This is a genomic window from Monashia sp. HAY1-5C, from assembly GCF_056755255.1.
In genome coordinates, this window is the sequence record NZ_JBPGXG010000074.1 from 1 (window position 1) to 22,744 (window position 22,744).

Here is a 22,744-nt window from a genome sequence, read left to right on the forward strand (position 1 = left end):
ACTACCTCGCCACCGACCAGCTGCACTCGGCGACCCAGCACTACTGGTCGCTGTCGGTCGAGGAGCAGTTCTACATCATGTGGCCGGTCCTCATCGGCCTCGCGTTCCTCGTCTGCCGCCGCCTCGGCCGGTCCTTCCGCTTCGCGCCGCTCGCCGTCATCGCGGTCGTCAGCGGCGCCGCGCTCGCGTTCTCCGCCTGGTTCACGCAGGAGGACGCCGCCCAGGCCTACTTCGTCTCGACGACGCGCATCTGGGAGCTCGGCGTCGGGGCCGCCCTCGCCGCGGCGGTGCACGCGGGGCTGCGGCTGCGCGGCACGCTGAGCCGGTCCGTGCTGCTGTGGGGTGGCCTGGTCGCCATCGGCTGGTCGGCGTGGACCTTCACCGGCGCCACGCCTTTCCCCGGCGTCGCGGCTCTCCTGCCGACGCTCGGCACCGCCGCCGTCATCGCGGCCCGGTCCGACGACCTGCGCCCCGGGCCGTACGCGTTGTGGTCGCGGCGCCCGGTCCAGTGGCTCGGCGACGTCTCCTACTCGGTGTACCTCTGGCACTGGCCGGCCATCGTCATCGCCCCGTTCGTCCTCGACGACGACAACGTCCGCTGGTGGCAGAAGATGCTCCTGCTCGGCCTCGTGCTCGTCCTGTCGGGTCTGACCAAGCGCTGGGTCGAGGACCTCATGCGGTTCACGCCGAGCATCGCCCGCAGCACCAGGCGCTCGTTCGTCCTGCTCGCCGTCTGCCTGGCGGCCTCCCTCGGCGTGGCGGGAGCCGCCCACGTCGCCATCGCGCGGGCCGAGGCGCAGACCGCCGGCCCGATCGACACCGCTGCCGCCTGCGTCGGCGCCGACTACTACCGCAACGCCGCGTGCGCGGGGCGTGAGGTGGCGATGCTGACCAACCCGGTCCGCGCCGCGGACGACAAGCCGCAGGTGTACGCCGACGACTGCTGGAACAACCGTCCCTTCACGCGTCGGAAGGTGTGCAGCTACGGCCCGAAGAACGCCACGGTCAGGGTGGCGCTCTACGGCAACTCGCACGCCGGCCAGTGGTTCCCGCCGATCCTGCGCACGGCGAAGGACCGTGGCTGGCGGGTCGACACCTACATCGCCTCCGAGTGCTACTCCGTCGACATCCCGGTCTCCTTCGGCACCAAGGCTCTCGAGGACAACTGCATGGCCTTCAACCAGTGGGCCCGCGACCGCATCTCCTCTGGCGGCTACGACCTCGTCGTGATGTCGGACCGCACGTTCCAGCCGCTCGCCGGGGTGCCCGCAGCGAAGAAGGTGCAGACCGCGAAGGCCGCCTACAACCGGGTCATGGACACCTTCGTCCGGGCCGGGGCGCGCGTCCTCGTCATCCGCGACACGCCGGGTGCGGCCTCGAGCGTGCCCGACTGCGTGGCCCGCTACCCCGACGACGTGGCCCGGTGCGCGACCACGGAGAAGGTCGGCCCCGGAACCGGCCTCGAGCCCGACCCGCTCGCCGACGCAGCGGCGCAGCGATCGGGCCCCGCGGTGACCCGTCTCGAGGTCACCGACCTGCTCTGCCGCGACGGCACGTGCCCGGCGGTCCTCGGTGGCCTCATCACGTACTTCGACCACGGCCACATGACGACCTCGTTCTCCATGACCCTCTACCCGGAGGTGTCCGAGGCGCTGCGCCGCGCGCTGGCGGGGGTCCCCGGCGCCTGACGCGTGAGGCAGGTTACTGTCGGTAGCCTGCGACCCCGCGGCTGGCTAGGGTCGGTGCCATGAGCACCGAGGCGAGCCCGGACGGCGGGGCGCAGGACGCACCGGACGAGCGGAGCGAGCCCGCTGGGCGCGCCCGTCGGCACACCCAGGCCGGCCGGTGGGACCATGACGTCGTCGTCATCGGCTCGGGGTTCGGCGGCTCCGTGGCGGCCCTGCGCCTGGCGGAGAAGGGCTACCGCGTCCACGTGTACGAGGCGGGCCGGCGCTTCGAGGACGAGGACTTCGCACGCACCAGCTGGGACGTGCGCCGGTACCTCTGGGCGCCCCGGCTCGGCTGCTTCGGGGTCCAGCGCATCCACCGGCTGCCCGACTGCCTCGTCCTCGCCGGCGCCGGCGTCGGTGGTGGGTCGCTCAACTACGCCAACACCCTGTACGTGCCACCCGAGGCGTTCTTCCGCGACGCCCAGTGGGCCCACATCACCGACTGGCGGGCCGAGCTCGCCCCGCACTACGCGACGGCCCAGCGGATGCTCGGGGTCACGGTCAACCCGTGCGAGGGACCGGTCGAGCAGGTCATGCGTCACGTCGCCGCCGACCTCGATGTCGCCGACACCTTCCGCAAGACGCCCGTCGGCGTCTTCTTCGGTGAGCCCGGGCGGCGGGTCCCCGACCCGTACTTCGGCGGCGAGGGGCCCGAGCGCACCGGCTGCACCGAGTGCGGCAACTGCATGGTCGGCTGCCGGGTCGGCGCCAAGAACACCCTCGTCAAGAACTACCTCGCCCTCGCCGAGCGGCGCGGGGTCACGGTCGAGCCGCTGCGCACGGTCACGCGGCTGCGGCCGCTGGACGCCGCGCGCCCGGAGGCCGGCTACGCCGTGACGACCGTGCGGTCCGGAGCGTGGGGCCCCCGGCGCTCGGGCGCCCGGACCGTGACCGCGGGCCAGGTCGTCGTCGCGGCGGGCGCCTGGGGGACCGCCCAGCTGCTCCAGGCGATGCGGGTCGACGGGCTGCCGCACCTGTCGGACCGGCTGGGGCACCTGACGCGGACCAACTCCGAAGCCCTCGGCGGGGCCATGACGCAGCGGGTGCCACGCGGGGCCGACCTGACGAAGGGTGTCGCGATCACGTCGAGCTTCCACGTGTCCGACACGACGCACGTCGAGAACGTCCGCTATGGAAGGGGCTCCAACCTCATGGGCGCGCTCGCCGTCATGCAGGTCGACGGCGGCGGGCGCGTGCCGCGCTGGGTGCGCTTCGCCGGGCAGGCGCTGCGACACCCGACGATCTTCGCCCGCTCGCTGTCGAGCCGGCGCTGGAGCGAGCGCACCGTCATCGCGCTCGTCATGCAGTCGCGCGACAACTCGATCACGGTTCGCCGTCGGCGGGGGCTGTTCGGCTGGCACCTCACCTCGATGCAGGGGCACGGTGAGCCGAACCCGACCTACATCCCCGAGGGCAACGAGGCGGTCCGTGCCATGGCGCGGCGTCTCGAACAGAGCACGGGCGAGCGCGCCTGGCCCGGCTCGTCGATCGGCGAGATCCTCGACATCCCGATGACGGCGCACTTCCTCGGCGGTGCGGTCATCTCCGACTCGCCCGGGACCGGTGTCGTCGACCCGTACCACCGGGTCTGGGGCTACCCCGGGCTGCACGTCGTCGACGGCGCCGCGGTGTCGGCCAACCTCGGGGTCAACCCCAGCCTGACGATCACCGCCCAGGCCGAGCGGGCAATGTCGCTGTGGCCGGCGGCCGGTGAGCCGGACCGGCGCCCCGCCCAGGGGGAGCCGTACCGACTCGTGCCCGCCTGAGGACCGCAGCCCGACGGGAGCGGGGTCGCGGGCCCGCTGGGGGTGGGTGGTGCGGGCCCGCGACCGTGGCGGGTGGAGCCGTCACCCCTCAGAGACGGCCCCACCCCTGGCGCACGGGCTGGCAACCGGTCGAGAAACAGCCCTGCACCGCGCTGACCAACGACGGCGGAGTCCCGGGGTTACGGGCTCGGCTCGCCAATCTCCGACGCGTTCGCCGACGTGGACCTTCGGCGTCGGGGCGGGCCTCAGCGGGTGGGGTCCCAGCCCGAGCGCTCGAGAGCCTCGGAGAGCTCGTCGACGACGAGGGTCTCGCGGTCGACGCTGCCGTTGCGGTACGAGGCGCGGCCCACGAGGTGAGCGGAGACGGGGGCGGTGAGGAACTGTGTCGCGCCGACGAGCAGGAGCGTCGTCACGGCCGCCCACGTCCGAAGCGTCAGGGCCAGACCGAGCAGGACGAGGAACAGGCCGAGGCTCTGCGGCTTGGTCGCGGCGTGCAGCCGCGAGAGCGTGTCGGGGAACCGCGCGAGCCCGATGGCGCCGGCGAGACACAGGAGGGCGCCGAGCAGCAGGCACACGCCGCCGAGCGCGTCGAGGGTGGACAGCACCCACTGCGGCCCGCTCACGGCGCCTCCTCCGGGTCCTGGGTCGGGGGTGGCGTCGGCCGGACGCGGCCGACGGCTTCGGCCGTGTCGGTGGTGTGGGTGGTGTCGCGGGTGTCGGGGGTGTCGGCGGGACCGCCGACGGCGTCGTCGTCGCGGTCCCGCGACAGGAACCGCGTGATCGCCACACCGCCCACGAAGGCGACGAGCCCGAGCACGACGAGCAGCGGCAGGTACGTGGCGGTGCGCTGACGCACCGACTCCAGCGCCACCCCCGCGATGACGACGACGAGGAGGATGTCGGTGGCCACGATGCGGTCGAGGTTGCTCGGCCCGCGCGCGATGCGGACGAGGACGATGACGGCGGCGACGCCGAGCATCGCGAGGGCGGCGAGGGCGATGGTGCTCACGCGTCCTCCCTTCCGGGGGTGAGGTCCGGGCGCTGGTCGGGGGGCTCGTCCGGGCCTTCGACGTCTCTTCCGACAGGGGGTTCGGCGGGTTCGGCCCGTCCTTCGACGGGGCGTTCGGCGGGGACGCGTCCGATGCCCTCGGGATCGGCGGCGGCTGCGGTCTCGAGCGCCGCGATCTCGGCGTCCGAGCCGAAGGCGCGGACCACCCGCGCCTCGACGGCGAGCACGTGCCGGCGGCCCGCGTCGACGGCGCCCTCGCTGCCGACGTCGAGCAGATGCAGGTACAGCACCGAGCTGGAGCGCCTCGCGTCGATGACGACCGACCCGGGGACCAGCGCGACGAGCTCGGCGGTGATCGTCAGGTAGAGGTCGGAGCGTGATCGCAACTGCACCCCGACGACAGCGTTGCGGGGCCGGCCGGGTCGCAGGGCGAGGCGCAGCACCTGCCAGGACGCCACGACGAGGTCCCCGATGAAGCGCGCCCCGAGCCAGGCGACGCGCAGGGGCCGGACGCGCCCGGCGAAGACGATGGAGGGCAGCGGGAACGCCCAGGTTACGAGGAGCCCGACGAGCAGGCCGTTGACGAGGTTGCCGAGGGAGACCCGGTCCCAGAGCAGCACCCAGACGACCGCGATGGCGGCGACGGCGCGCGGTTGGAACGCCCGGCGGCGACGCCGAGGTCCCTCGCCGCTGCCGGTCGCACCGGCAGCGTCGGCAGCGTCGGCAGCGTCGGCAGCATCGGCGCCGTCGGTGGGTGGTGGGGGTGGTGTCATCGGCGCACCTCGGGCGGCAGGACCGTCGTCACGTAGGGCCGGCGGCTGTGCAGGTCCTCGGCCGCGCGCTGCGTGTAGCCGAAGAGCGGACCGGCGACGACCGTGATGAGCAGCCCGACGGCCGTCATCGCGGCGGTCGCCCCGACCATGAGCCGCGGGAGCGGCCTCGGGGCCCGGACGTGACCACCCACCTCGGAGGCCACCGCGACGCTGCCGCGAGTGGCGGCGGCCACCGGGTCGGGTGCCGAGCCGCCCGGACGGACCGTCGGCCGGACCGCGCCCGGCTCGCCCGGCTCGTCCGAGGCGTTTAGGCCGTCCGAGGCGTCCGACGCCTCAGAGGCCTCCGGCCGGGAGCGCCAGAACGCCTGGCTCCACGCCTTCGTCAGCGCGTAGAGCGTCAGCAGGCTCGTGACGACGCCGCCGACGACGAGCACCCAGGCCAGCGGCGTACCGAGCTCGATCCCGGCGTCGAGCAGCCCGACCTTGGCGAGGAACCCCGACAGCGGGGGGATGCCCGACAGGTTCATCGCCGACGCGAAGAAGAGCACGGCCAGGACCGGGGCCGATGCGGCGAGACCGCCGAGGCGGTCGAGGGAGGTGGTTCCCGCGTGTCGCTCGACGAGACCGGCGACGAGGAAGAGGGCGGTCTGGACGGTGATGTGGTGCGTGACGTAGAAGATCGCGCCGGCGGTCCCGTGCGGGCCCGCGAGGGCGATGCCGAAGACCATGTAGCCGATGTGGCTGACCAGCGTGAAGGACAGGATCCGCTTGAGGCCGGTCTGCGACACCGCGCCGAGGATGCCCACCATCATGGTCAGGAGCGCGGCCCACATGAGCAGGTCCTGCAGCGGAGAGGCCGGGAAGAGGAGGGTCTGCACCCGGATCATCGCGTAGACGCCCACCTTGGTCAGCAGGCCGGCGAACACCGCGGTGACCGGTGCCGGCGCGGTGGGGTAGCTGTCGGGCAGCCACGCCGACATCGGGAAGACGGCCGCCTTGATGCCGAACGCCGTCAACAGCGTCAGCTGCAGGACGAGGGCGACGCCGGGGGCCAGGCCCTCGACACGGATCGCGAGCTGGGCGAGGTTGACGGTGCCGGTCGCGGCGTAGACGGCGGCGATCCCGACGAGGAAGAGCGCCGAGCTGATGAGGCTGACGACGACGTACGTCGTGCCGGCGTGGATGCGCGCGGCCGAGCCGCCGAGCGTCAGCAGGACGTAGGAGCTGAACAGCAGGATCTCGAAGCCGACGAAGAGGTTGAAGAGGTCACCGGCGAGGAACGCGTTGGCGACGCCGGCCGACAGGACGAGGTAGGTCGGGTGGAAGATCGACAGCGGTGGGCTGTCGTCGTCCTCCTCCTCGTCGGCGTGACCCTGGCCGATGGCGAAGAGCAGGACGAGCAGGGTCACGACGCCGGACACGAGGAGCATCAGGGCGCTGAGGCGGTCCGCGACGAGGGAGATGCCGAGCGGCTCCTGCCATGCACCGAGCCAGAGCACCTGGGGGCCGTGGGCGTCGGTCTGCCACACGAGGACGCCGGCGACCGCGACGGTCGCGGTGAGCACGGCGATGCTCGTCGCCCGCTGCAGCCAGGGCGTGCGGCGGACCGCGAGGGTCAGGGCCGCCCCGAGCAGCGGCAGCAGGACCGGCAGCGGCAGCAGGTCGGGCACGAGGTCCGCACCGACGAGGGCCACGCTCGCGAGGCCCGGCTCAGCCACGCCCGCCACCCCCTCTGGTCGGGACGTCCTCGTGGGCGTCCTCGTGGGCGTGCTCGTGGACGTCCTCGCGGGCGTCCTCGTCGGAGGTCGTCGTCGGAGCCTCGGACGGGTCGTAGGTCTCCGAGGTCGAGTCCTCCTCGGCGAGGCGCAGGATGCGGGCGTCCTCGGCGTCGTCCGGCACGTCGTCGGCACCGGAGATCTGCCAGAGCCGGTAGGACAGCGCGAGGAGGAAGCCGACGGTCGCCAGGCTGATGACGATGGCCGTGAGCACCATCGCCTGGGGGAGCGGGTCGCTGATCGACGCGGCGTCCTCGCCGACGAACGGCGCGCGCCCCGCTCGCCCGCTGACGACGAGGTAGAGCACCGCGACGCCGTTGCCGATGAGGACGACGCCGAGCAGGACGCGCACGAGGCTGCGGTCCAGGACGAGCGCGGTGCCGATGGCGACGAGGCCGGCGGTGACGAGGACGAGGGTGAGGTTCGGCTCGAGCGTCCGCTCGATGAGCAGGGGTGCGAGCGCGGTCATGGCTGCACCCGCGGGTTGGTGGGCGCGGCAGGCGCGGCAGGCGCGACGGCCGGGAGGGGCTCGGCGTCGGTCTCCTCGGCGATCTGCCGGTCGATGCCGGTGCCGAGGCTGCGCACGATGTCGAGCATCATCCCGACGACGATGAGGTAGACGCCGACGTCGAAGAGCAGCGACGTGACGAGGTGGACCTCGCCCCACGGCCAGAGCGTGACGTCGATCGCCGTGGTCTCGAGGACGGTGCCGCCGAAGGCCAGCGGCGCGAGCGCCGAGCCGACCACGACGAGCAGGCCGAGGCCGACGACGAGTCCGGCGTCGAACGGCGCCGCCTCGTCGAGCTCGTACCGGCCGCCGGCGAGGTAGCGCACGACGAGGGCCAGACCCGCGACGAGCCCACCGGCGAACCCGCCGCCGGGCTGGTTGTGGCCGGAGAAGAGGAGGAACAGCGACGCGGCGAGCATGACGTGGAAGACGAGCCGGGTCACCACCTCGAAGATCACCGACCGCTTCTCCTTGCGCAGCGTCCGCCCGCCCTGCAGCCACGTGCCACGCGTCGGGTTGCTCGCCGGCAGGTCCTTGGCGCTCGCGCGCGACAGGCGGGTGTTGCGCGTCCGGACGAAGATGAGGCTCGCGACTCCGGTGGCGGCCGCGACGAGCACCGACACCTCGCCGAGGGTGTCCCACGCGCGGATGTCGACGAGGGTGACGTTGACGATGTTCTTGCCGTGGCCGAACGCATAGGCCTGCGTGGGGAACCCCGCCGACACCGGGTCGGTGGAGCGACCGCCGGCGGCGACGAGCGCGATGGCCCCGACCGAGCAGCCGACAGCGGCCCCGAGCGCGAGGCGCCAGGTCCGGGCGGGCGAGTGCCGGTGCCGCGTGAACTTGGTCGGCAGCCGCCGCAGCGCGAGGACGAACACGACGAGCGACACGGTCTCGACGAGCATCTGGGTGATCGCGAGGTCCGGCGCGCCGTGGACGATGAAGAGCGTCGAGACGCCGTAGCCGGTGACCCCGACGAGCATGACGGCCGTGAGCCGGCGGCGCGTCACGAGGACGAGGACCGCCGCCGCGAGGATGACGAGACCCACGACGGCCTGGCCGGCGTTGTCCCACCAGCGGACCCGTGGCAGGTGTCCCTGGGTGACCGCGGCCAGCCCGGGCAGCAGGACGAACACGAGCAGGATGCCGGTCAGGTAGATGGGCAGCGACCCGCGCTGGGTCACGGCGGTGGTCTCGACGGCGCCCCGGTCGACCCACCGCAGCGTGCGGGCGAAGGCGCGCTCACCGTCGACGAGCGCGGGCACACCGGCCTGCGCGCGCGACACGGCGTCGCGGCGACAGAAGAGCACGAGCCCCGCGGCGATCGAGACGAGCGACAGGACCAGCGGCAGGGTCAGCCCGTGCCAGAGCGCGAGGGGCGCGGGCGGCGGCCCCAGCGGCAGCTCCTCCGCGTACGGCACGAGCCACGCGGACTCGAGGGGTGCGAGGAGACCGAGCAGGAGGCTGCCGGTGCCGAGCAGGAGCGGCGCGAGGACGAAGCCCGGGTGCGGCACCCGCACCGGCGTCGGCGCCCGGCCCGGCTTCGTGGCGAAGGCGCCCCAGAGGAACCGCGCCGTGTACGCCGTCGTCAGCGCCGACCCGACGACGACGCCGGCGACGGCGAGCCACCCGTACACCGCGGGCAGCGGCACCCCGGTCTCGACGTCCTGCCACAGCGACTCGAGCGCGCTCTCCTTCGACACGAAGCCGGCGAGGGGGATGACGCCGGCCATCGACAGCGCCGCGAGCGAGGCCGGCACCGACACCGGCAGCAGCCGACGACCGACGCCGGACAGCAGCCGCAGGTCGCGCGTGCCGGTGGCCTTGTCGAGGACCCCGACGCTGAGGAACAGCGTCGACTTGAAGAGGGCGTGCGCGACGACGAGGGCGAGGGCGGCGAGCCCGGCGGCGCGGGTCCCGAGCCCGGCCACCGCGACGATGAAGCCGAGCTGGCTGACGGTGCCGTAGGCGAGGAGCAGCTTGATGTCGTGCTGGCGCAGGGCCCGCCAGCCACCGACCGACATCGTCAGCAGGCCCAGACCCAGGGTCAGGACGTGCCAGGCCGGCGCGCCCGCGAACGCCGGGGCGAGGAGGGCCACGAGGTAGATGCCGGCCTTCACCATGGCGGCCGCGTGCAGGTAGGCGCTGACCGGTGTCGGCGCGGCCATGGCGCCGGGAAGCCAGAAGTGGAACGGCACGAGGGCCGACTTCGACAGCGCCCCGACGAGGAGGAGCACGACGGCGGCGACGGTGACGGTGTCGAGGCGCGGTGGGTCGGCGAGCAACCCCGAGATCGAGTACGTGTGGTGCACGCCGAGGGCGATGATGCCGACGAGCATGGCCAGGCCGCCGAAGGTCGTGACGACGAGGGCCTGCATCGCCGCGCGGCGGTTGGTCGAGCTGGCGGGGTTGTGCCCGATGAGCAGGTAGGAGAAGACGGTCGTCAGCTCCCAGAAGACGTAGAGCAGGAGGAAGTTGTCGGTCAGGACGAGCCCGAGCATCGCACCGGCGAACGCCGTGAAGACCGAGGTGAACCGCCACAGGGTCGGGTCGTCGTCGGTGAAGTACCACGTGCAGTAAAGCAGGACGAGGGCACCGACTCCGGTCACGAGCAGCGCGAGCACCCACTGCAGGGTCGAGAGCCGGAAGTCGAGGTCGAGGCCGAGGCCCGGTACCCACGGCACCCGCTCCACCGGGCCGTGGCCGTCGCGGACGTCTGCCCCCACCGAGACGAGCCAGCCGAACGACACCGCCGGGACGAGGGCCAGCACCGCGAACGCCCGCGTCCGCAGCGACCTCGCGAGAAGGGGTGCGACGAGGGCCGCGGCGAGGTGGAGGATGAGCAGGTGCGCCACGGCGGCCCCTCGGTCGTCGGTCGGCAGGTCGTCCACGCGCGTCCGGCGGCCCGGAGGTCGTGAGCCCCAATCCTACGTGCCACCCGCGGGTGGGCCGAGCCCCGAGGCCGGCTCAGAAGGTGACGAACGTCCGGCGGGCGAGGAAGAACCCGTGCCCGACGGCCCGGTCCACACACGTGACGCCCGCCTCCTCGCTGAGGCACTGCACGGGCCCGGGCGCAGACGTGCGCGCGCCGTAGCCGAGCGTGGGCACGTCGGCGTGCGCCACCGCGTCGGTGTTGCAGACCGGGACCGCGCCGCGCGCGGTCAGCTCGATGCGGCCGATGTCGGGGGCACCGCCCGGCGGGCACAGCCCGGCCTGGGGCGGCGCGACGCGGCCCTCGACCACCTCGCAAGCGGGCGCCGAGGAGCCCCCGGTGACGACGCAGCGCAGGTTGCCGCTCGGGCTGACGAAGGCCGACGTGACGCCGGCGGCCGGCTTCGCGCCGGCGACGCGCGCGGCCGCCTCGGCGAAGGAGTGGGGAGCGCCGCGCTGGGGCCCGGCGGCCAGGGCGGTCGGCACCGCCGTCGTCGTCGCGGTCTGCGTCGGCACGGGCGTCGTGCCGGGTGAGGCCGAGCCGGTCGTGCCCGGCCCCGACGCCGGCGGGTCCACGACGACCGTGACGGTCGTGGTCGGGGCGGGGATGTCGGTGGCGCCGCAGCCCGAGACCGCGACCGCCACGAGGGCGACGACGGCACCGAGGACGGCGACGGGCACCGGGCGCGCGCGGACCGCGGCACCGCGGGCGGGAGGGGTCGTCCGGCCGTGCATGGGCCCCGAGTCTGGCACGACCGCAACGGGACCGCGCGACCACGTCCACCGCCACGAGCCTCCGGGTTGCCTCGACCGCCTCGACCGCCTCGACCGCCTCGACCGACCCGCTCGGGGGTGACCTACGCTGGGGACGTGCTCCGCCGACTGCTCACGCCGCGCTGGGTGGCCTTCCTCGCGGGGCTGCTCGTCGTCGTCGCGGCCTGCGTCCTGCTCGGCATGTGGCAGCTCGGGGTCGCGCGTGACCACGGCCGTGAGGACGCCGTCTCGGCCGCCGCGCAGCTGGGCCGCGCGCCGCTCTCGCAGGTCACGGCGCCGCACCGGCCCTTCGCGCCCGAGCTGTCGAACCGTCGCGTGAGCGTCACTGGCACCTACGACGCGTCGCGGTCGTTCCTCGTCGTCGACCGTCGCCTCGGTGCCCGCAGCGGGTCGTGGGTCGTCACCCCGCTCGACACGGGGTCGGGGACCGTCGCCGTGCTCCGTGGCTTCGTTCCGGGCACCCCGGCCTCCGCTCCCGCGCCCCCCGCCGGACCCGTCACCGTCCTCGGCACCCTGGGCCCCGGGGAGTCGCCGCGCACCGGCGACCCGCTCCAGGGACGGCAGCGCCGGTCCATCGACCTCGCCGCGCTCGTCAACGAGTGGCCCGGCGACCTCTACAACGCCGTCGTCTTCGCCTCGGCCGAGCACGTCGGCACCGACGCGTCCGACGCGTCCGGCACCACCGTGACGGCCCCGGGCCTGACCCGGGTGCCGCCCCCGACGCTCGACGCGCCGCTCAACCTCCGCAACGCGGCCTATGCCGTGCAGTGGTGGGTCTTCGGCGTCTTCGCCATCTGGATGGCGTGGAAGATGTTCCGCGCCGAGCACGAGGCCGAGCACGACACCGAGCACGACACCGAGCACGAGACCGGACCATCGGCCCAGCGCGAAGCGACGCCGGAGGAGGGCGGGCAGACGCCGGACGGCGTGTCCGCCGCGTCCGCGTCCGAAGCCCGCCGTCCCAGTGAAAGCCCGAGAGAGAGCGCCACGACGTGAGCACGTACCCCCAGACCCTGGCCAAGCCCCGGCAGATCCGCTCGGCCCTGTCCGCCTACCGCGTCCTCGCGATCGTCGCGGGCATCGCGCTCTTCGTGCTCCTGCTCGAGATGGTCATGAAGTACGCGCTCCACCAGACCAACGTCCTCACGCAGTACTGGAGCCCCATCCACGGCGTCATCTACATGGGGTACGCGGCGTCGGTGGCCAACCTCGGCCTCAAGGCCGGCTGGGGGCCGGTCCGCATCGTCAAGAACCTCCTCGCCGGCTTCGTGCCCGTCGTGCCGTGGGTCGCCGAGCGGCGCAACAGCGCCGAGACCGAGGCCCTCCTCGCCCGCACCTACGTCGCCGGGGAGGGCACGGCCGCCTGACCGGCGACGTCCGGACCGCCCACCGCCAGCCACTAGGCTGTCCGGGTGACCGACGCGCACGACCTGCAGAGCCATCCCGTCCTCGTCGTCGACTTCGGCGCCCAGTACGCCCAGCTGATCGCCCGCCGGGTGCGCGAGGCGAACGTCTACAGCGAGGTCGTGCCGCACTCGACGACCGTCGCTGACCTGCTGGCGAGGAAGCCTGCCGCGATCATCCTGTCCGGCGGCCCGAGCTCGGTGTACGAGGAGGGCGCGCCGCGTCTGGACCCGGCGCTGCTCGAGGCCGGCGTGCCGGTCTTCGGCATGTGCTACGGGTTCCAGTCGATGGCCCAGGCGCTCGGCGGCGTCGTCGCCCGCACCGGCTCGCGCGAGTACGGCAAGACGGCCGCGACGATCACCGGCACCGGCTCCACGCTCTTCGACGGCCAGCCCGCCGACCAGGTCGTGTGGATGTCGCACGGCGACTCCGTGACCGAGGCGCCGCGGGGCTCGGTCGTCACCGCGTCCACCGCGGGGACGCCGGTGGCGGCCATCGAGGACGACGCCCGACGGCTCTACGGTGTCCAGTGGCACCCCGAGGTGCTGCACTCCGAGCAGGGCCAGCGGGTCCTCGAGAACTTCCTCTGGAAGGGCGCGGGCATCGCGCCGGAGTGGACCGCCTCGAACGTCGTCGACGACCTCGTGGAGTCGATCCGCGAGCAGGTGGGCGAGGACCGCGTCCTGTGCGCCCTGTCCGGCGGCGTCGACTCCTCCGTCGCGGCGGCGCTCGTGCAGAAGGCCGTCGGCGACCAGCTGACGTGCGTCTTCGTCGACCACGGCCTGCTGCGTGAGGGCGAGGCCGAGCAGGTCGAGAAGGACTTCGTTGAGGCCACCGGCGTCGACCTCGTCGTCGTCGACGCCCGTGAGCGGTTCCTCGACGCGCTCGCCGGGGTCACCGACCCCGAGACGAAGCGCAAGATCATCGGCGAGCAGTTCATCCGGGTCTTCGAGCAGGCGGCCCGCGACGTCGTCCACGACCGCGGCGACGAGGAGCACCCCGTCAAGTGGCTCGTCCAGGGCACGCTCTACCCCGACGTCGTCGAGTCCGGCGGCGGCGAGGGCGCGGCCAACATCAAGAGCCACCACAACGTCGGGGGCCTGCCCGACGACCTCCAGTTCTCGCTCATCGAGCCGCTGCGCACGCTCTTCAAGGACGAGGTGCGCCAGGTCGGGCTCGAGCTGGGCGTGCCCGAGGTCATCGTGTGGCGCCAGCCGTTCCCGGGCCCCGGCCTCGGCATCCGGATCATCGGTGCCGTCGACGCCGAGCGTCTCGCCGTGCTGCGCCGCGCCGACGCCATCGCCCGCGAGGAGCTGACGAAGGCCGGTCTCGACCGCGACATCTGGCAGTGCCCCGTCGTGCTGCTCGCCGACGTCCGCTCGGTCGGCGTCCAGGGCGACGGCCGCACGTACGGTCACCCGGTCGTGCTGCGCCCGGTCGCCTCCGAGGACGCCATGACCGCCGACTGGGCCCGCGTGCCCTACGACGTCCTCGCGACGATCTCGACGCGCATCACCAACGAGGTCGAGGAGGTCAACCGGGTCGTGCTCGACGTCACGAGCAAGCCGCCGGGCACCATCGAGTGGGAGTGAGCGGCTCGGCCCGTGACCGCCCACGGCGAAACCCGTGGGCGCGGACGGTGCCGCTGCTGCTCCTCGTCGCGCTCGTGGCGCTGACGGTCGGTGTCGTGCGGGAGGGGCGGGTCTACCGCCTCGACGACGCCGTCCTGGCCCTGACCCCGGGGGAGACCGGAGGCCCCACGCTGCTGCACGCGCTGGCCTACCTCGTCGTCGACCTCGCGACCCCCGCTCTCGGTGTCGCCGTCGTCCTGCTCGTCGCCGGGTGGCTCTCGTGGCGGTGTCGGGACCCGGGTCCCCTCGTGGTCGCGGCTCCCGCGATCGTGCTGCTCACGACCACCGTGCTCGTCGGCAAGGCCGTCATCAACCGCGCGGCACCGGGCTTCGACGCCGTCGTCGCGCACGACGGGTCCTACCCGTCCGGTCACACGGCGACGGCCCTCGTGTGCGCGGGCGTGCTGGCCGAGATCGTGTCGCGACTGCGGCCGCACCGGCGTCGGGCGGCGTGGGGTGCGGCGACCTGCTGGACGCTCCTCGTCGTCCTCGGGCTGCTCTGGCTGCACTTCCACTGGCTCAGCGACGTCGTCGGGTCGGTCCTGCTCGCCGCGCTCCTGCTCTGGCTGCTGCTGCGCTGGCCGTGGCGCCTCGGCGAGCGGATCAGCCGACACTAGGGTGGAGCCCATGTGTGGAATCAGCGGTCATCTCGGGGCTGACGGCGACGGCGACCTCGTCCGGCGGATGGCCGACTGCGGTCACGGCACCACGAGCACGGACCCGACCGCCCTCACCTCGCCGGGAGTCGTGCTCGCCGTGCGGCCTCTGGGCGGTGGACCGGCCGACGCGTCGGTGGCCCGGACGCCGACCGGCCGCCACACGCTCGTGCTCGACGGCGACCTGGTCGACACCGCGGACGTCCGGTCCGAGCTGACCACCCTCGGGCACGAGCTCGCGTCCGGCTCGGACGCCGAGGTCGCCGTCGCCGCGTGGGTCGAGTGGGGACCCTCCGGGCTCGACCGGCTGCGCGGCGAGTTCGCCCTGGTCGTGTGGGACGCCGAGACCAGCACGCTGTCGGCCGCGCGCGACCCCTTCGGCACGCGTCCGCTGCACGTGTGCCGCGTCGACGGCGGCTGGCTCGTCTCGAGCGACATCCGCGGCATCCTGGCCAGCGGCCGCTACGACCGGCGCCCCAACGACCGCACCATCTACCGCTACCTGCGCTTCCGCGTCCACGACGACGGTGCGGACACGTTCTTCGCCGGCATCGAGCGCGTCCTGCCCGGCGAGGTCGTGACGCTGCGGGCGGACGCCACCACGACCGAGCGCACCGTCTGGTCCACGCTGCGGGCCGAGCTCGAGGACGCCGCCCGCTCACCTCGTCCGTGGTCGCCCGAGCTCGCGACCCAGCTGCGCGAGCACCTCGCCACCGCCGTGCGCCGCCGCGTCGGCTCCGACGGACGGGTGGGTGCGACCCTGTCCGGCGGCATCGGCTCGGCCGCGCTCACTGCCCTGCTCGCCGGCACCGACCGCCGCACCGGTCTCGCGCCGGACGGCATCGACGCGTGGACCGCCGCCTACCCGGGCACCGCCGCCGACGAGACCCCGCACGTCGAGGCCGTCCTCGCGTCGGTGGGGGGACGCGTCGACCCGCACCGCGTCGAGCCGACGTCGGCCGAGTTCAAGAAGGACATGCGCGAGCTCGTCCGGGCCCAGGAGGAGCCGATCGGCTCGAGCGGCGCGTACACCCAGTACCGCCTCCTGCGCAAGGCGGCCGCCGTCGACGGCGTCGTCCTCGACGGGACCGGCACCGACGAGCTGCTCGCGGGCTTCGGTGCCCACCACCTCGTCCACCTGCGCGAGCTGCGCGGGCAGGACACCCGGCGCGCGGCGTCCGAGCTCGGGCACTCCGTGGACGTCCTGCTGCGCCGCGGGCGCCCGCTCGTCACCGACCGGCTCCGCCGGCGTCGCAAGGTGCCCGTCGAGTCGCTCCTGGCGCAGTCGTTCGTCGCTGCCCACGCCGCGGAGCGGTACGCCCCGGAGCGGTCGAACCTGCGCGCCCGGCTGGTCGAGGACCTCCTGCGCGGCTCGCTGCCGGCCCGCCTGCGCGTCGCCGACCGCAACGCCCGCGCCACGGGGGTGCCGGTCCGGATGCCGTTCGTCGACCGTGACCTCGCGCGGTTCGTCTTCTCGCTGCCCGACGAGGCGTTCGTCGCCGACGGCGTCGGCAAGCGCGTCCTGCGGGAGTCGGTGCGCGGCCTCGTCCCCGACTCCGTCGTCGACCGCCGCGACAGGGTGGGGGCGGTGACGCCGCAGAGCGAGTGGTTCATGGTCCTGAAGAACCACATCTACGGCGAGTTCCTCTCCGAGTCCTTCGCGAACCGCCCCTACGTCGACCAGACCGCCGTCCTCGAGGCGTTCGAGGGGTGGATCAAGGGCACGAACACCGTCGACTCCTCGACGATCTGGCGGCTGCTCAACCTCGAGCTGTGGCTCCAGGAGTTCTTCGACGAGCGCGAGCCGGAACCCGAGGGCGAGCCCCGGGCCAAGACCGACTACGAGCCGAATGCCCGCAAGCAGCTCGACCTCACGACCGACGACGGCACCCGAGTGCGGCGCTACCCGCTGCGCACGGACCTGTTCACCCGTGAGGACCCGCTCGTCGACAACGCGCTGTCCTACGTCACGCGGTTCTTCGACGGCCTGCCGGCCGCGGGGCAGGAGCACGCCGCCGCGACAGCGGGCCGCTGGTACTACTTCATCTCCGAGAAGATCGTCGCGATCACCCAGGGGCGCTCGTTCTTCATCTGGGACATCAAGGTCGGCCGGCCGGCCCGGGTGCTGTCCCGGTACGTGACGCGCACGCCGGCCGGCATCGGTCTCGGCTCGCCCTTCACGATGCAGCTGGCCATCGAGGAGGCCGGCCTGCCGCGCGTCGTCTTCGCGGCCGCGGGCGGTTTCGTCGGCAAGCTCGTCGGGCGCAAGGGCCTGTTCTACGAGCTCGTCGGAGGCGACATCCGGGCCATCGACGGTCCGACGGAGTACTCGGTCTACCCGGCCAACGTCTCGGCCAAGCTCGGGCCCAAGGACCCCGACGAGGTGGCCGCGCGCATCTCGGCGGCGATCCGCGAGCGGGTGCCCGAGCCATGGCGCTCGACGTTCGGCGGGACCGTCGTCATGGACGCCAACGACATCGGACGCAACGTGCTCGGCAAGGACGCCCCGGGGTCCAAGGAGCGGTACGAGCTGATGTTCGCCGACAACCCGCTGGGCCAGGGGTCCGAGCAGACGCCGATGGCCGTCGTCTTCGAGCTGCCCGGCGACGCCTGACCCTGCGGGGCTCGGGGTGGTGCCCCGCAGGGTCAGGCGCCGCATCCGGCTCAGCCCAGGCCGTCGAAGACGTCCCGGCGGATCGGGCTGCCCGGCGGGAGCGAGCGGTCGACGAACCACTCCCGCCCGAACACGAGGTCGAAGAGCGGTCGCGGGATGCGCAGGAACGCGGCGAGCGTCCGGTCCGCGCCGCCGTCGGCACTGGCCTGCGACGCGTGCGCCCGCATCGAGGCACGCTTGGCGGCGATGTGCCGCCGGACGCTGATGCGGTGGGTGATCTCGCTGCGGGCCGAGAACGCGCGGTCGAAGCTCGCACGGTCGAACTCCGGCGGGAACCTGTAGACCTTCGCGGCGAGGTCGATGGCCCGGCAGATCGTGTCGCGCGGCACGGTCGCCTCGAGCACCTTCGGGGTCGCGGCGAGCTCGGCGGCCCGGACTCCGACCTCGTGCACCTTGCGGTGGTCCGGGTGCCCGTAGCCCCCGTTCGGCTCGTAGTGGACCAGGACGTCGGCGTCCTCCTCGCGCAGGACCGCCGCCAGGCGTGCCGCGGCCTCCTCGACGCCGGCGCGCACGAACCGGGTCGCGCCGGGCGGGTCGGGGTCGACGACGGGGCCGAGCCCGCTGTCGGCGTAGCCGAGGTGCTCGACGCGGGCCACCCCGAGGGCCCGGGCGCTGGCCCGCAGCTCGTCCAGGCGGCGCTCACCGAGGTGCCCGTCGTCGGCGTACTCGCCTGCGGCGAGCCCGAGGGCGCCGTCGGTGGCCACGACGACCACGACCCGGTGGCCCTCGGCGGCTGCGCGCGCCATGGTGCCCGACGTGAGCAGGGCCTCGTCGTCGGGGTGGGCGTGGAAGGCGACCAGAGTGTGCGGCATCGGGCCCATCTTGGCCCATGACAGAGTGTCGCCTGTGAAGGTGGCCCTGCTGTCCGACTGTTACCTGCCGCGCCTGGGCGGCATCGAGGTGCAGACCCACGACCTCGCGCAGCAGCTGCTCCTCCTCGGCCACGAGGTCGAGGTGTTCACCGCCACACGAGGCCCCGAGGGCCAGCTGCACGGGGCCGTCACGGTCCTCGACGGCGTCCCCGTCCACCGCCTCGCGGCCCGGGTGCCGGGGGAGCTGCCCGTCAACCCCTGGGCACCCCGGGTGCTGCGCCGCCGGCTCGTCGAGGGCGGCTTCGACGTCGCGCACGTGCAGACCGGTGTCGTCTCACCCTTCGCCTGGGACTGCACGCGCGTCACCCTCGGCCTCGGGCTGCCCACGGCGATGACGTGGCACTGCATGCTCGCGGGCGTCGCGCCGCTCTTCGGCGTGGCCGGTTTCGTGCGGCGGTGGGCGGCGCGCGGCGTCGCCATGTCGGCGGTGTCGGACGTCGCCGCCCGGCCGCTGCGCCGCCTGGTCGGCGACGCCGTCGAGGTGGGTGTCCTGCCCAACGGCATCGACGTCGGCCGGTGGGCGACGCGGCCGGCCGAGCCGACGGGCGGGCCGACCGAGCCGACGGGCGGGCGCGACGACCCCGAGCCGGGACCGCTGCGCCTCGTCACGGCCATGCGCCTGGCCGCTCGCAAGCGCCCGGCCGCGCTCGTCGCGCTCGTCGAGCGAGCAGCGGCACTGGCCGGGCCGGCCTCGCTCGACCTCACGATCCTCGGCGAGGGGCCCGACCGCCGGCGCGTCGAGCGGCACGTGCGCGAACGGGGGCTCGACTGGGTGCACCTGCCCGGACGCGTCAGCCGCGACGAGCTGCGCGAGCGCTATGCCGCCTCCGACGTCTACCTGTCGCCCGCGCGTCTCGAGTCGTTCGGCATCGCGGCGCTGGAGGCGCGCACGGTGGGGCTGCCCGTCATCGGCCGGCAGGGCTCGGGGGTGGGCGAGTTCGTCGCGGACGGGGTCAACGGACGCGTCGTCGACAGCGACGACGCCATGGCGCGCGCGATCGCCGACCTGGCCCGTGACCGCCGTGAGGTGGCGCGCATGCGCGCCCGCAACGTCGCCGAGCCGCCGGCGCAGGAGTGGCCGCGGGTCGCCCGGCTCGCCGTCGGCGAGTACGAGCGCGCCCTGGGGCTGGTGCGCCGGTGAGGACGAACGTGCCGGGCGGCATCCGCGTCGTCGGGCTCGCGGCGTCGGGGGAGCGGGTGGCCGCGCTGCCGCTCGAGCACGGTGCCGACCCCGTGCACGTCCTCGCGCTCGCGGGGTGGGCGGTGGAGGCGCCGGCGACGTCGGCGACCGGTGCGGACGGAGCACTCGAGATCGCCTACCGCACCAGGCCGCTCGACGGGACGGTGCCGAGCCCGGAGGCGGTCTTCCGCGACCTCGACATCGACCCCGCCGACGCGGCCGAGCCGCACCAGCGCGTCGCCGCCTATGCCCTCGTCACCAGCACGCGCGGCGTCCTGCTCACGCAGTTCACCGGGCTGACCAACGTCGAGGGGGAGTGGGGCCTGCCCGGCGGCGGGCTCGACCCGGGGGAGTCGCCGGTGGAGGGCGTCCACCGCGAGGTGTGGGAGGAGACCGGCCAGCGGGTCCGGCTCGGCGAGCTCGTCGCCGTGCAGTCCTCCCACTGGGTGGGCCGGGCGCCGTCGGGCGTCGTCGAGGACTTCCACGCGGTCCGCATCGTCTACGCGGCCACGTGCGCATCGCCGGGCGACCCCGTCGTCCACGACGTCGGTGGCACGACCGCCGACGCGCGGTGGTTCGCCCCGCACGAGCTCGGCAGCCTGCCGCTCACGCGGTCGACGCGCCGGCTGGAGGCGTTGCAGGCCCTCGCGCGGCGCGACTACGACGCTCCGTAGGATGACCGGCATGGACCTCGTCTACGACCTCCTCGTCGTGCTCCACCTCCTCGGCATGGCTGCCATCGTCGGCGGCTGGATCGCCGTCCGCTCCGGGCGAACGGTCATCGCGCCGATCGTGTGGGGGGCGCGGGCCCAGATCGTCACCGGCGTGCTGCTCGTCGGCATCGCCGAGGCCCTCAAGGACGAGGAGCACCACATCAACAACGCGAAGATCGCCGTCAAGCTCGTCGTCGCCCTCGTCGTCGCGGCCACCGCCGAGATCGGCCACGCCCGCTCCAAGCGCGGCGAGGACGCCGGCACGCTGCTCGACGTCGCCGGTGGCGCCGCAGTCGTCAACGTCGGCGTCGCGGCGCTCTGGTGACCGGCCGATCCTGAGGCCGCGAGATGCACTGGGACACAGGCGTCCTCGCGGGCATCCTCATCGGGCTCGTGTGGTTCGTCGTCGGCACGGTGCTCGTCGTCGTCGGGCGGCGGCGGCAGCGGGCGTCCGACGCCGAGGGCGCCGGCAACGTCGCCATCATCGGTATTTTCCTCCTCGTCGTCGGAGCCCTGACCTGGTTCGCGACGCTCCTGCTGTCCGTCGTCCCCCGCTGACCGTCCAGGATGACGACCACCATCGGGCGGTGAAGCCCGGTGTTGTGCTCGTGCGTCGTCCACGACCGCCTTCGTGGTCGTCTTCCTACACGCACCCGCGGCTGTGGATGACGCGCTCGAGGGCCTGACGGAGTGGGCCAGAGTCAGCGCCATGCCGAGCCCAGGCCCCGTTCCCGTCGTGAGGTTCGTGACTGCGCGTGGTGGTCTGGCCCGGCGAGCGGAGCTGGCGCCGCAGTTCACGGGCCGACAGATCGCGGCCGCCGTCGGCAGCGGACTCCTCGTGCGCGACGCTCCCGGCCACTACGCGCTCCCGACGGCGGACGCGGCCCGCCGGGCAGTGCGCCGGGTCAACGGGGTGGCAGTCGGTCGGAGCGCCGCGGCGATGTGGCGTCTCCCGCTCAAGACCCAGCCGACGCGGCCGGAGGTCGCGGTGCCACGGGGTCGACGCGTCCGCCCCGAGGACCAGCACGTGTGCCAGGTGCACTGGCGCACGCTGGAGCCCGAGGACGTGCACCGCGGGGAGGTGACGACGCCGCTGCGCACCGTCGTCGACTGCGCCAGGACGTTGCCCTTCGACGAGGCCCTGGCGGTGGCCGACTCGGCTCTGCGCAGCGGGCGCGTCGGCCGAGAGCAGCTCGTCGCGGCAGCCCAGGCCGTTCCTCGTTCCGGTCGCGCGGCCGCTCTTCGCGTGGCGCGGGAGGCCGACGGCCGTGCGGCCAACCCGTTCGAGTCGGTGCTCCGGGCGATCTCGCTCGACGTGCCCGGTCTGCGCCTCGTCCCGCAGGCCCCCGTGGTCAGTGCCGGGCGGGTCATCCACCCGGACCTCAGCGACGCCTCCCTGCGCATCGTCGTCGAGGGGGACAGCCATGAGTTCCACACCAACCGTCGCCAGATCGACATCGACTGCGAGCGCTACGACGAGCTGACCCTCGACGGATGGCTGGTTCTGCGGTTCTCGCACCACCAGGCGATGGCCCGGCAGGACTGGGTGCGCGCCACCATGGCTCGAGCGACGGCGTCGAGGATGACGACCACCATCCCCGGTCTCGCCCCAGGTCCTGCACCGCCGCGTCGCACTGGGTGAATGGTGGTCGTCATCCTGAACGTCGGCGAGGTGCGAGCGGGGTGCCGTGGGAGGCAAGGGGCTCAGGAGGCGTCGTGGACGAGTGCGCCGCCGATGCGGGTCTGCAGCACCCGGGTGTCGCGGATCGCGGCGGGGTCGGAGTGCTCGAGCTCCCACGGGTCGCGGTCGAGGCAGACGAGGTCCGCGAGCTGCCCGGGCGCGAGCTGCCCGGCGTCGGTGCGCCCGACGGCAGCGTGCGCCACGACGGTGAAGGCGTGCACCGCCTCGTCGAGCGTCACGCGCTCCTCCGGCCGCCATCCGCCCCGCGGACGCCCGTCGGCCCGCTGGCGGGTGACGGCGGCGTGCAGGCCCCAGAACGGGTTCGGGTCCTCGACGGGCGCGTCCGACCCGAAGGCGACGGCCACCCCGGCGTCGAGGAAGGTGCGCCAGGCGTACGACGCGAGCCGGCGCGGTCCGATGATGGCGTCCGCGAGCTCGAGGTCGGCCGTGCAGTGGCTCGGCTGCATCGAGGCCACGACGCCGAGGGTCCGGAAACGCGGCACGTCGACGGGCCGGACGTGCTGGGCGTGCTCGACCCGCAGCAGGGCCCGGGCGCCCGCGACGCCGGAGGCACGGACCGCCTCGAAGCAGTCGAGGACGAGCCGGTTCGCCTCGTCGCCGATGGCGTGGGTCGCGACGTCGAGACCCGAGCGCACCGCGAGCAGCG

Annotated in this window: 21 protein-coding genes; 12 read left to right on the forward strand and 9 right to left on the reverse strand. The window is 73.9% G+C overall.

The annotated features are described in order from the left end of the window. Both ACR9ZK_RS12505 and ACR9ZK_RS12510 read left to right on the forward strand, forming a co-directional pair. Nucleotides 1-1,688, forward strand: a 1,688-nt coding sequence (locus ACR9ZK_RS12505) for an acyltransferase family protein (RefSeq protein WP_481342249.1), incomplete at its 5' end; no start/stop codon positions are given. A gap of 59 nt (nucleotides 1,689-1,747) precedes the next feature. Beyond that, nucleotides 1,748-3,496, forward strand: a complete 1,749-nt coding sequence (locus ACR9ZK_RS12510) for a GMC oxidoreductase (protein WP_481342250.1) — start codon at nucleotides 1,748-1,750, stop codon at nucleotides 3,494-3,496. Nucleotides 3,497-3,741: 245 nt separating this feature from the next. Here ACR9ZK_RS12510 and mnhG read toward each other — a convergent pair whose 3' ends face one another. The 7 genes from mnhG to ACR9ZK_RS12545 all read right to left on the reverse strand — a co-directional run bounded on the left by mnhG (nucleotide 3,742) and on the right by ACR9ZK_RS12545 (nucleotide 11,227). After that, nucleotides 3,742-4,119, reverse strand: a complete 378-nt coding sequence (mnhG, locus tag ACR9ZK_RS12515; protein WP_481342251.1) for a monovalent cation/H(+) antiporter subunit G — start codon at nucleotides 4,117-4,119, stop codon at nucleotides 3,742-3,744. Continuing rightward, entirely contained in the window at nucleotides 4,116-4,505 is a 390-nt protein-coding gene (locus tag ACR9ZK_RS12520) for an MrpF/PhaF family protein (protein WP_481342252.1), read from the reverse strand. The genes mnhG and ACR9ZK_RS12520 overlap by 4 nt, the downstream gene beginning before the upstream one ends. Next, a complete protein-coding gene (locus ACR9ZK_RS12525; RefSeq protein ID WP_481342253.1) occupies nucleotides 4,502-5,278 on the reverse strand; it encodes a Na+/H+ antiporter subunit E in 777 nt (258 codons plus the stop codon). The genes ACR9ZK_RS12520 and ACR9ZK_RS12525 overlap by 4 nt, the downstream gene beginning before the upstream one ends. Continuing rightward, nucleotides 5,275-6,996 carry a Na+/H+ antiporter subunit D gene (locus ACR9ZK_RS12530; RefSeq protein WP_481342254.1) on the reverse strand — a complete coding sequence of 574 codons (1,722 nt, stop codon included), beginning with the start codon at nucleotides 6,994-6,996 and terminating at the stop codon, nucleotides 5,275-5,277. The genes ACR9ZK_RS12525 and ACR9ZK_RS12530 overlap by 4 nt, the downstream gene beginning before the upstream one ends. Further along, nucleotides 6,989-7,522: a Na(+)/H(+) antiporter subunit C gene (locus ACR9ZK_RS12535; RefSeq protein ID WP_481342255.1), complete on the reverse strand. Its 534-nt coding sequence runs from the start codon at nucleotides 7,520-7,522 to the stop codon at nucleotides 6,989-6,991. Before ACR9ZK_RS12535 ends, ACR9ZK_RS12530 begins: the two co-directional genes overlap by 8 nt. Continuing rightward, nucleotides 7,519-10,452: a Na+/H+ antiporter subunit A gene (locus ACR9ZK_RS12540; protein WP_481342256.1), complete on the reverse strand. Its 2,934-nt coding sequence runs from the start codon at nucleotides 10,450-10,452 to the stop codon at nucleotides 7,519-7,521. Before ACR9ZK_RS12540 ends, ACR9ZK_RS12535 begins: the two co-directional genes overlap by 4 nt. A 76-nt stretch (nucleotides 10,453-10,528) precedes the next feature. Next, nucleotides 10,529-11,227 carry a hypothetical protein gene (locus ACR9ZK_RS12545; RefSeq protein ID WP_481342257.1) on the reverse strand — a complete coding sequence of 233 codons (699 nt, stop codon included), beginning with the start codon at nucleotides 11,225-11,227 and terminating at the stop codon, nucleotides 10,529-10,531. Nucleotides 11,228-11,362: 135 nt separating this feature from the next. Here ACR9ZK_RS12545 and ACR9ZK_RS12550 point away from each other — a divergent pair, with 135 nt between their 5' ends. The 5 genes from ACR9ZK_RS12550 to ACR9ZK_RS12570 are packed head-to-tail and all read left to right on the forward strand — an operon-like array spanning nucleotide 11,363 to nucleotide 17,571. Next, nucleotides 11,363-12,262 carry an SURF1 family protein gene (locus ACR9ZK_RS12550; protein WP_481342258.1) on the forward strand — a complete coding sequence of 300 codons (900 nt, stop codon included), beginning with the start codon at nucleotides 11,363-11,365 and terminating at the stop codon, nucleotides 12,260-12,262. After that, nucleotides 12,259-12,633, forward strand: a complete 375-nt coding sequence (locus ACR9ZK_RS12555; RefSeq protein WP_481342259.1) for a DUF3817 domain-containing protein — start codon at nucleotides 12,259-12,261, stop codon at nucleotides 12,631-12,633. Before ACR9ZK_RS12550 ends, ACR9ZK_RS12555 begins: the two co-directional genes overlap by 4 nt. A gap of 45 nt (nucleotides 12,634-12,678) precedes the next feature. Further along, nucleotides 12,679-14,262, forward strand: coding sequence for a glutamine-hydrolyzing GMP synthase (gene guaA / locus ACR9ZK_RS12560; RefSeq protein WP_481342260.1), 1,584 nt, complete (start codon nucleotides 12,679-12,681; stop codon nucleotides 14,260-14,262). After that, on the forward strand, nucleotides 14,259-14,918 hold the full coding sequence (locus ACR9ZK_RS12565; RefSeq protein ID WP_481342261.1) for a phosphatase PAP2 family protein: 660 nt from the start codon (nucleotides 14,259-14,261) through the stop codon (nucleotides 14,916-14,918). The genes guaA and ACR9ZK_RS12565 overlap by 4 nt, the downstream gene beginning before the upstream one ends. A 10-nt stretch (nucleotides 14,919-14,928) precedes the next feature. Next, on the forward strand, nucleotides 14,929-17,571 hold the full coding sequence (locus ACR9ZK_RS12570) for an asparagine synthase-related protein (protein ID WP_481342262.1): 2,643 nt from the start codon (nucleotides 14,929-14,931) through the stop codon (nucleotides 17,569-17,571). Between the two features lie 50 nt (nucleotides 17,572-17,621). Here ACR9ZK_RS12570 and ACR9ZK_RS12575 read toward each other — a convergent pair whose 3' ends face one another. Continuing rightward, nucleotides 17,622-18,443, reverse strand: a complete 822-nt coding sequence (locus ACR9ZK_RS12575; protein ID WP_481342263.1) for a PIG-L deacetylase family protein — start codon at nucleotides 18,441-18,443, stop codon at nucleotides 17,622-17,624. Between the two features lie 34 nt (nucleotides 18,444-18,477). On the opposite strand from ACR9ZK_RS12575, the gene ACR9ZK_RS12580 reads away from it, so the two are divergent. From ACR9ZK_RS12580 to ACR9ZK_RS12600, 5 genes are all read left to right on the forward strand, one after another. Further along, the gene (locus ACR9ZK_RS12580; RefSeq protein WP_481342264.1) at nucleotides 18,478-19,644 is read left to right on the forward strand and encodes a glycosyltransferase family 4 protein; all 1,167 of its coding nucleotides are present in this window, start codon (nucleotides 18,478-18,480) and stop codon (nucleotides 19,642-19,644) included. Next, a complete protein-coding gene (locus tag ACR9ZK_RS12585) occupies nucleotides 19,641-20,357 on the forward strand; it encodes an NUDIX domain-containing protein (RefSeq protein WP_481342265.1) in 717 nt (238 codons plus the stop codon). The genes ACR9ZK_RS12580 and ACR9ZK_RS12585 overlap by 4 nt, the downstream gene beginning before the upstream one ends. A 10-nt stretch (nucleotides 20,358-20,367) precedes the next feature. Next, entirely contained in the window at nucleotides 20,368-20,721 is a 354-nt protein-coding gene (locus ACR9ZK_RS12590; protein ID WP_481342266.1) for a hypothetical protein, read from the forward strand. A gap of 23 nt (nucleotides 20,722-20,744) precedes the next feature. Beyond that, nucleotides 20,745-20,954, forward strand: a complete 210-nt coding sequence (locus tag ACR9ZK_RS12595) for a hypothetical protein (protein WP_481342267.1) — start codon at nucleotides 20,745-20,747, stop codon at nucleotides 20,952-20,954. A gap of 178 nt (nucleotides 20,955-21,132) precedes the next feature. Further along, nucleotides 21,133-22,038, forward strand: coding sequence for a DUF559 domain-containing protein (locus tag ACR9ZK_RS12600; RefSeq protein ID WP_481342268.1), 906 nt, complete (start codon nucleotides 21,133-21,135; stop codon nucleotides 22,036-22,038). A gap of 62 nt (nucleotides 22,039-22,100) precedes the next feature. On the opposite strand, the gene ACR9ZK_RS12605 is transcribed toward ACR9ZK_RS12600, so the two are convergent. Next, on the reverse strand, nucleotides 22,101-22,744 hold a 644-nt coding region (locus ACR9ZK_RS12605; protein ID WP_481342269.1), incomplete at its 5' end, for an amidohydrolase family protein.

Coding starts and splice junctions, on each gene's coding strand:
- ACR9ZK_RS12545 (WP_481342257.1), bottom strand. CDS start 11,227: ATGCACGGCCGGACGACCCCTCCCGCCCGCGGTGCCGCGGTCCGCGCG.
- ACR9ZK_RS12535 (WP_481342255.1), bottom strand. CDS start 7,522: ATGACCGCGCTCGCACCCCTGCTCATCGAGCGGACGCTCGAGCCGAAC.
- ACR9ZK_RS12510 (WP_481342250.1), top strand. CDS start 1,748: ATGAGCACCGAGGCGAGCCCGGACGGCGGGGCGCAGGACGCACCGGAC.
- ACR9ZK_RS12575 (WP_481342263.1), bottom strand. CDS start 18,443: ATGCCGCACACTCTGGTCGCCTTCCACGCCCACCCCGACGACGAGGCC.
- ACR9ZK_RS12595 (WP_481342267.1), top strand. CDS start 20,745: ATGCACTGGGACACAGGCGTCCTCGCGGGCATCCTCATCGGGCTCGTG.
- ACR9ZK_RS12525 (WP_481342253.1), bottom strand. CDS start 5,278: ATGACACCACCCCCACCACCCACCGACGGCGCCGATGCTGCCGACGCT.
- ACR9ZK_RS12570 (WP_481342262.1), top strand. CDS start 14,929: ATGTGTGGAATCAGCGGTCATCTCGGGGCTGACGGCGACGGCGACCTC.
- ACR9ZK_RS12590 (WP_481342266.1), top strand. CDS start 20,368: ATGGACCTCGTCTACGACCTCCTCGTCGTGCTCCACCTCCTCGGCATG.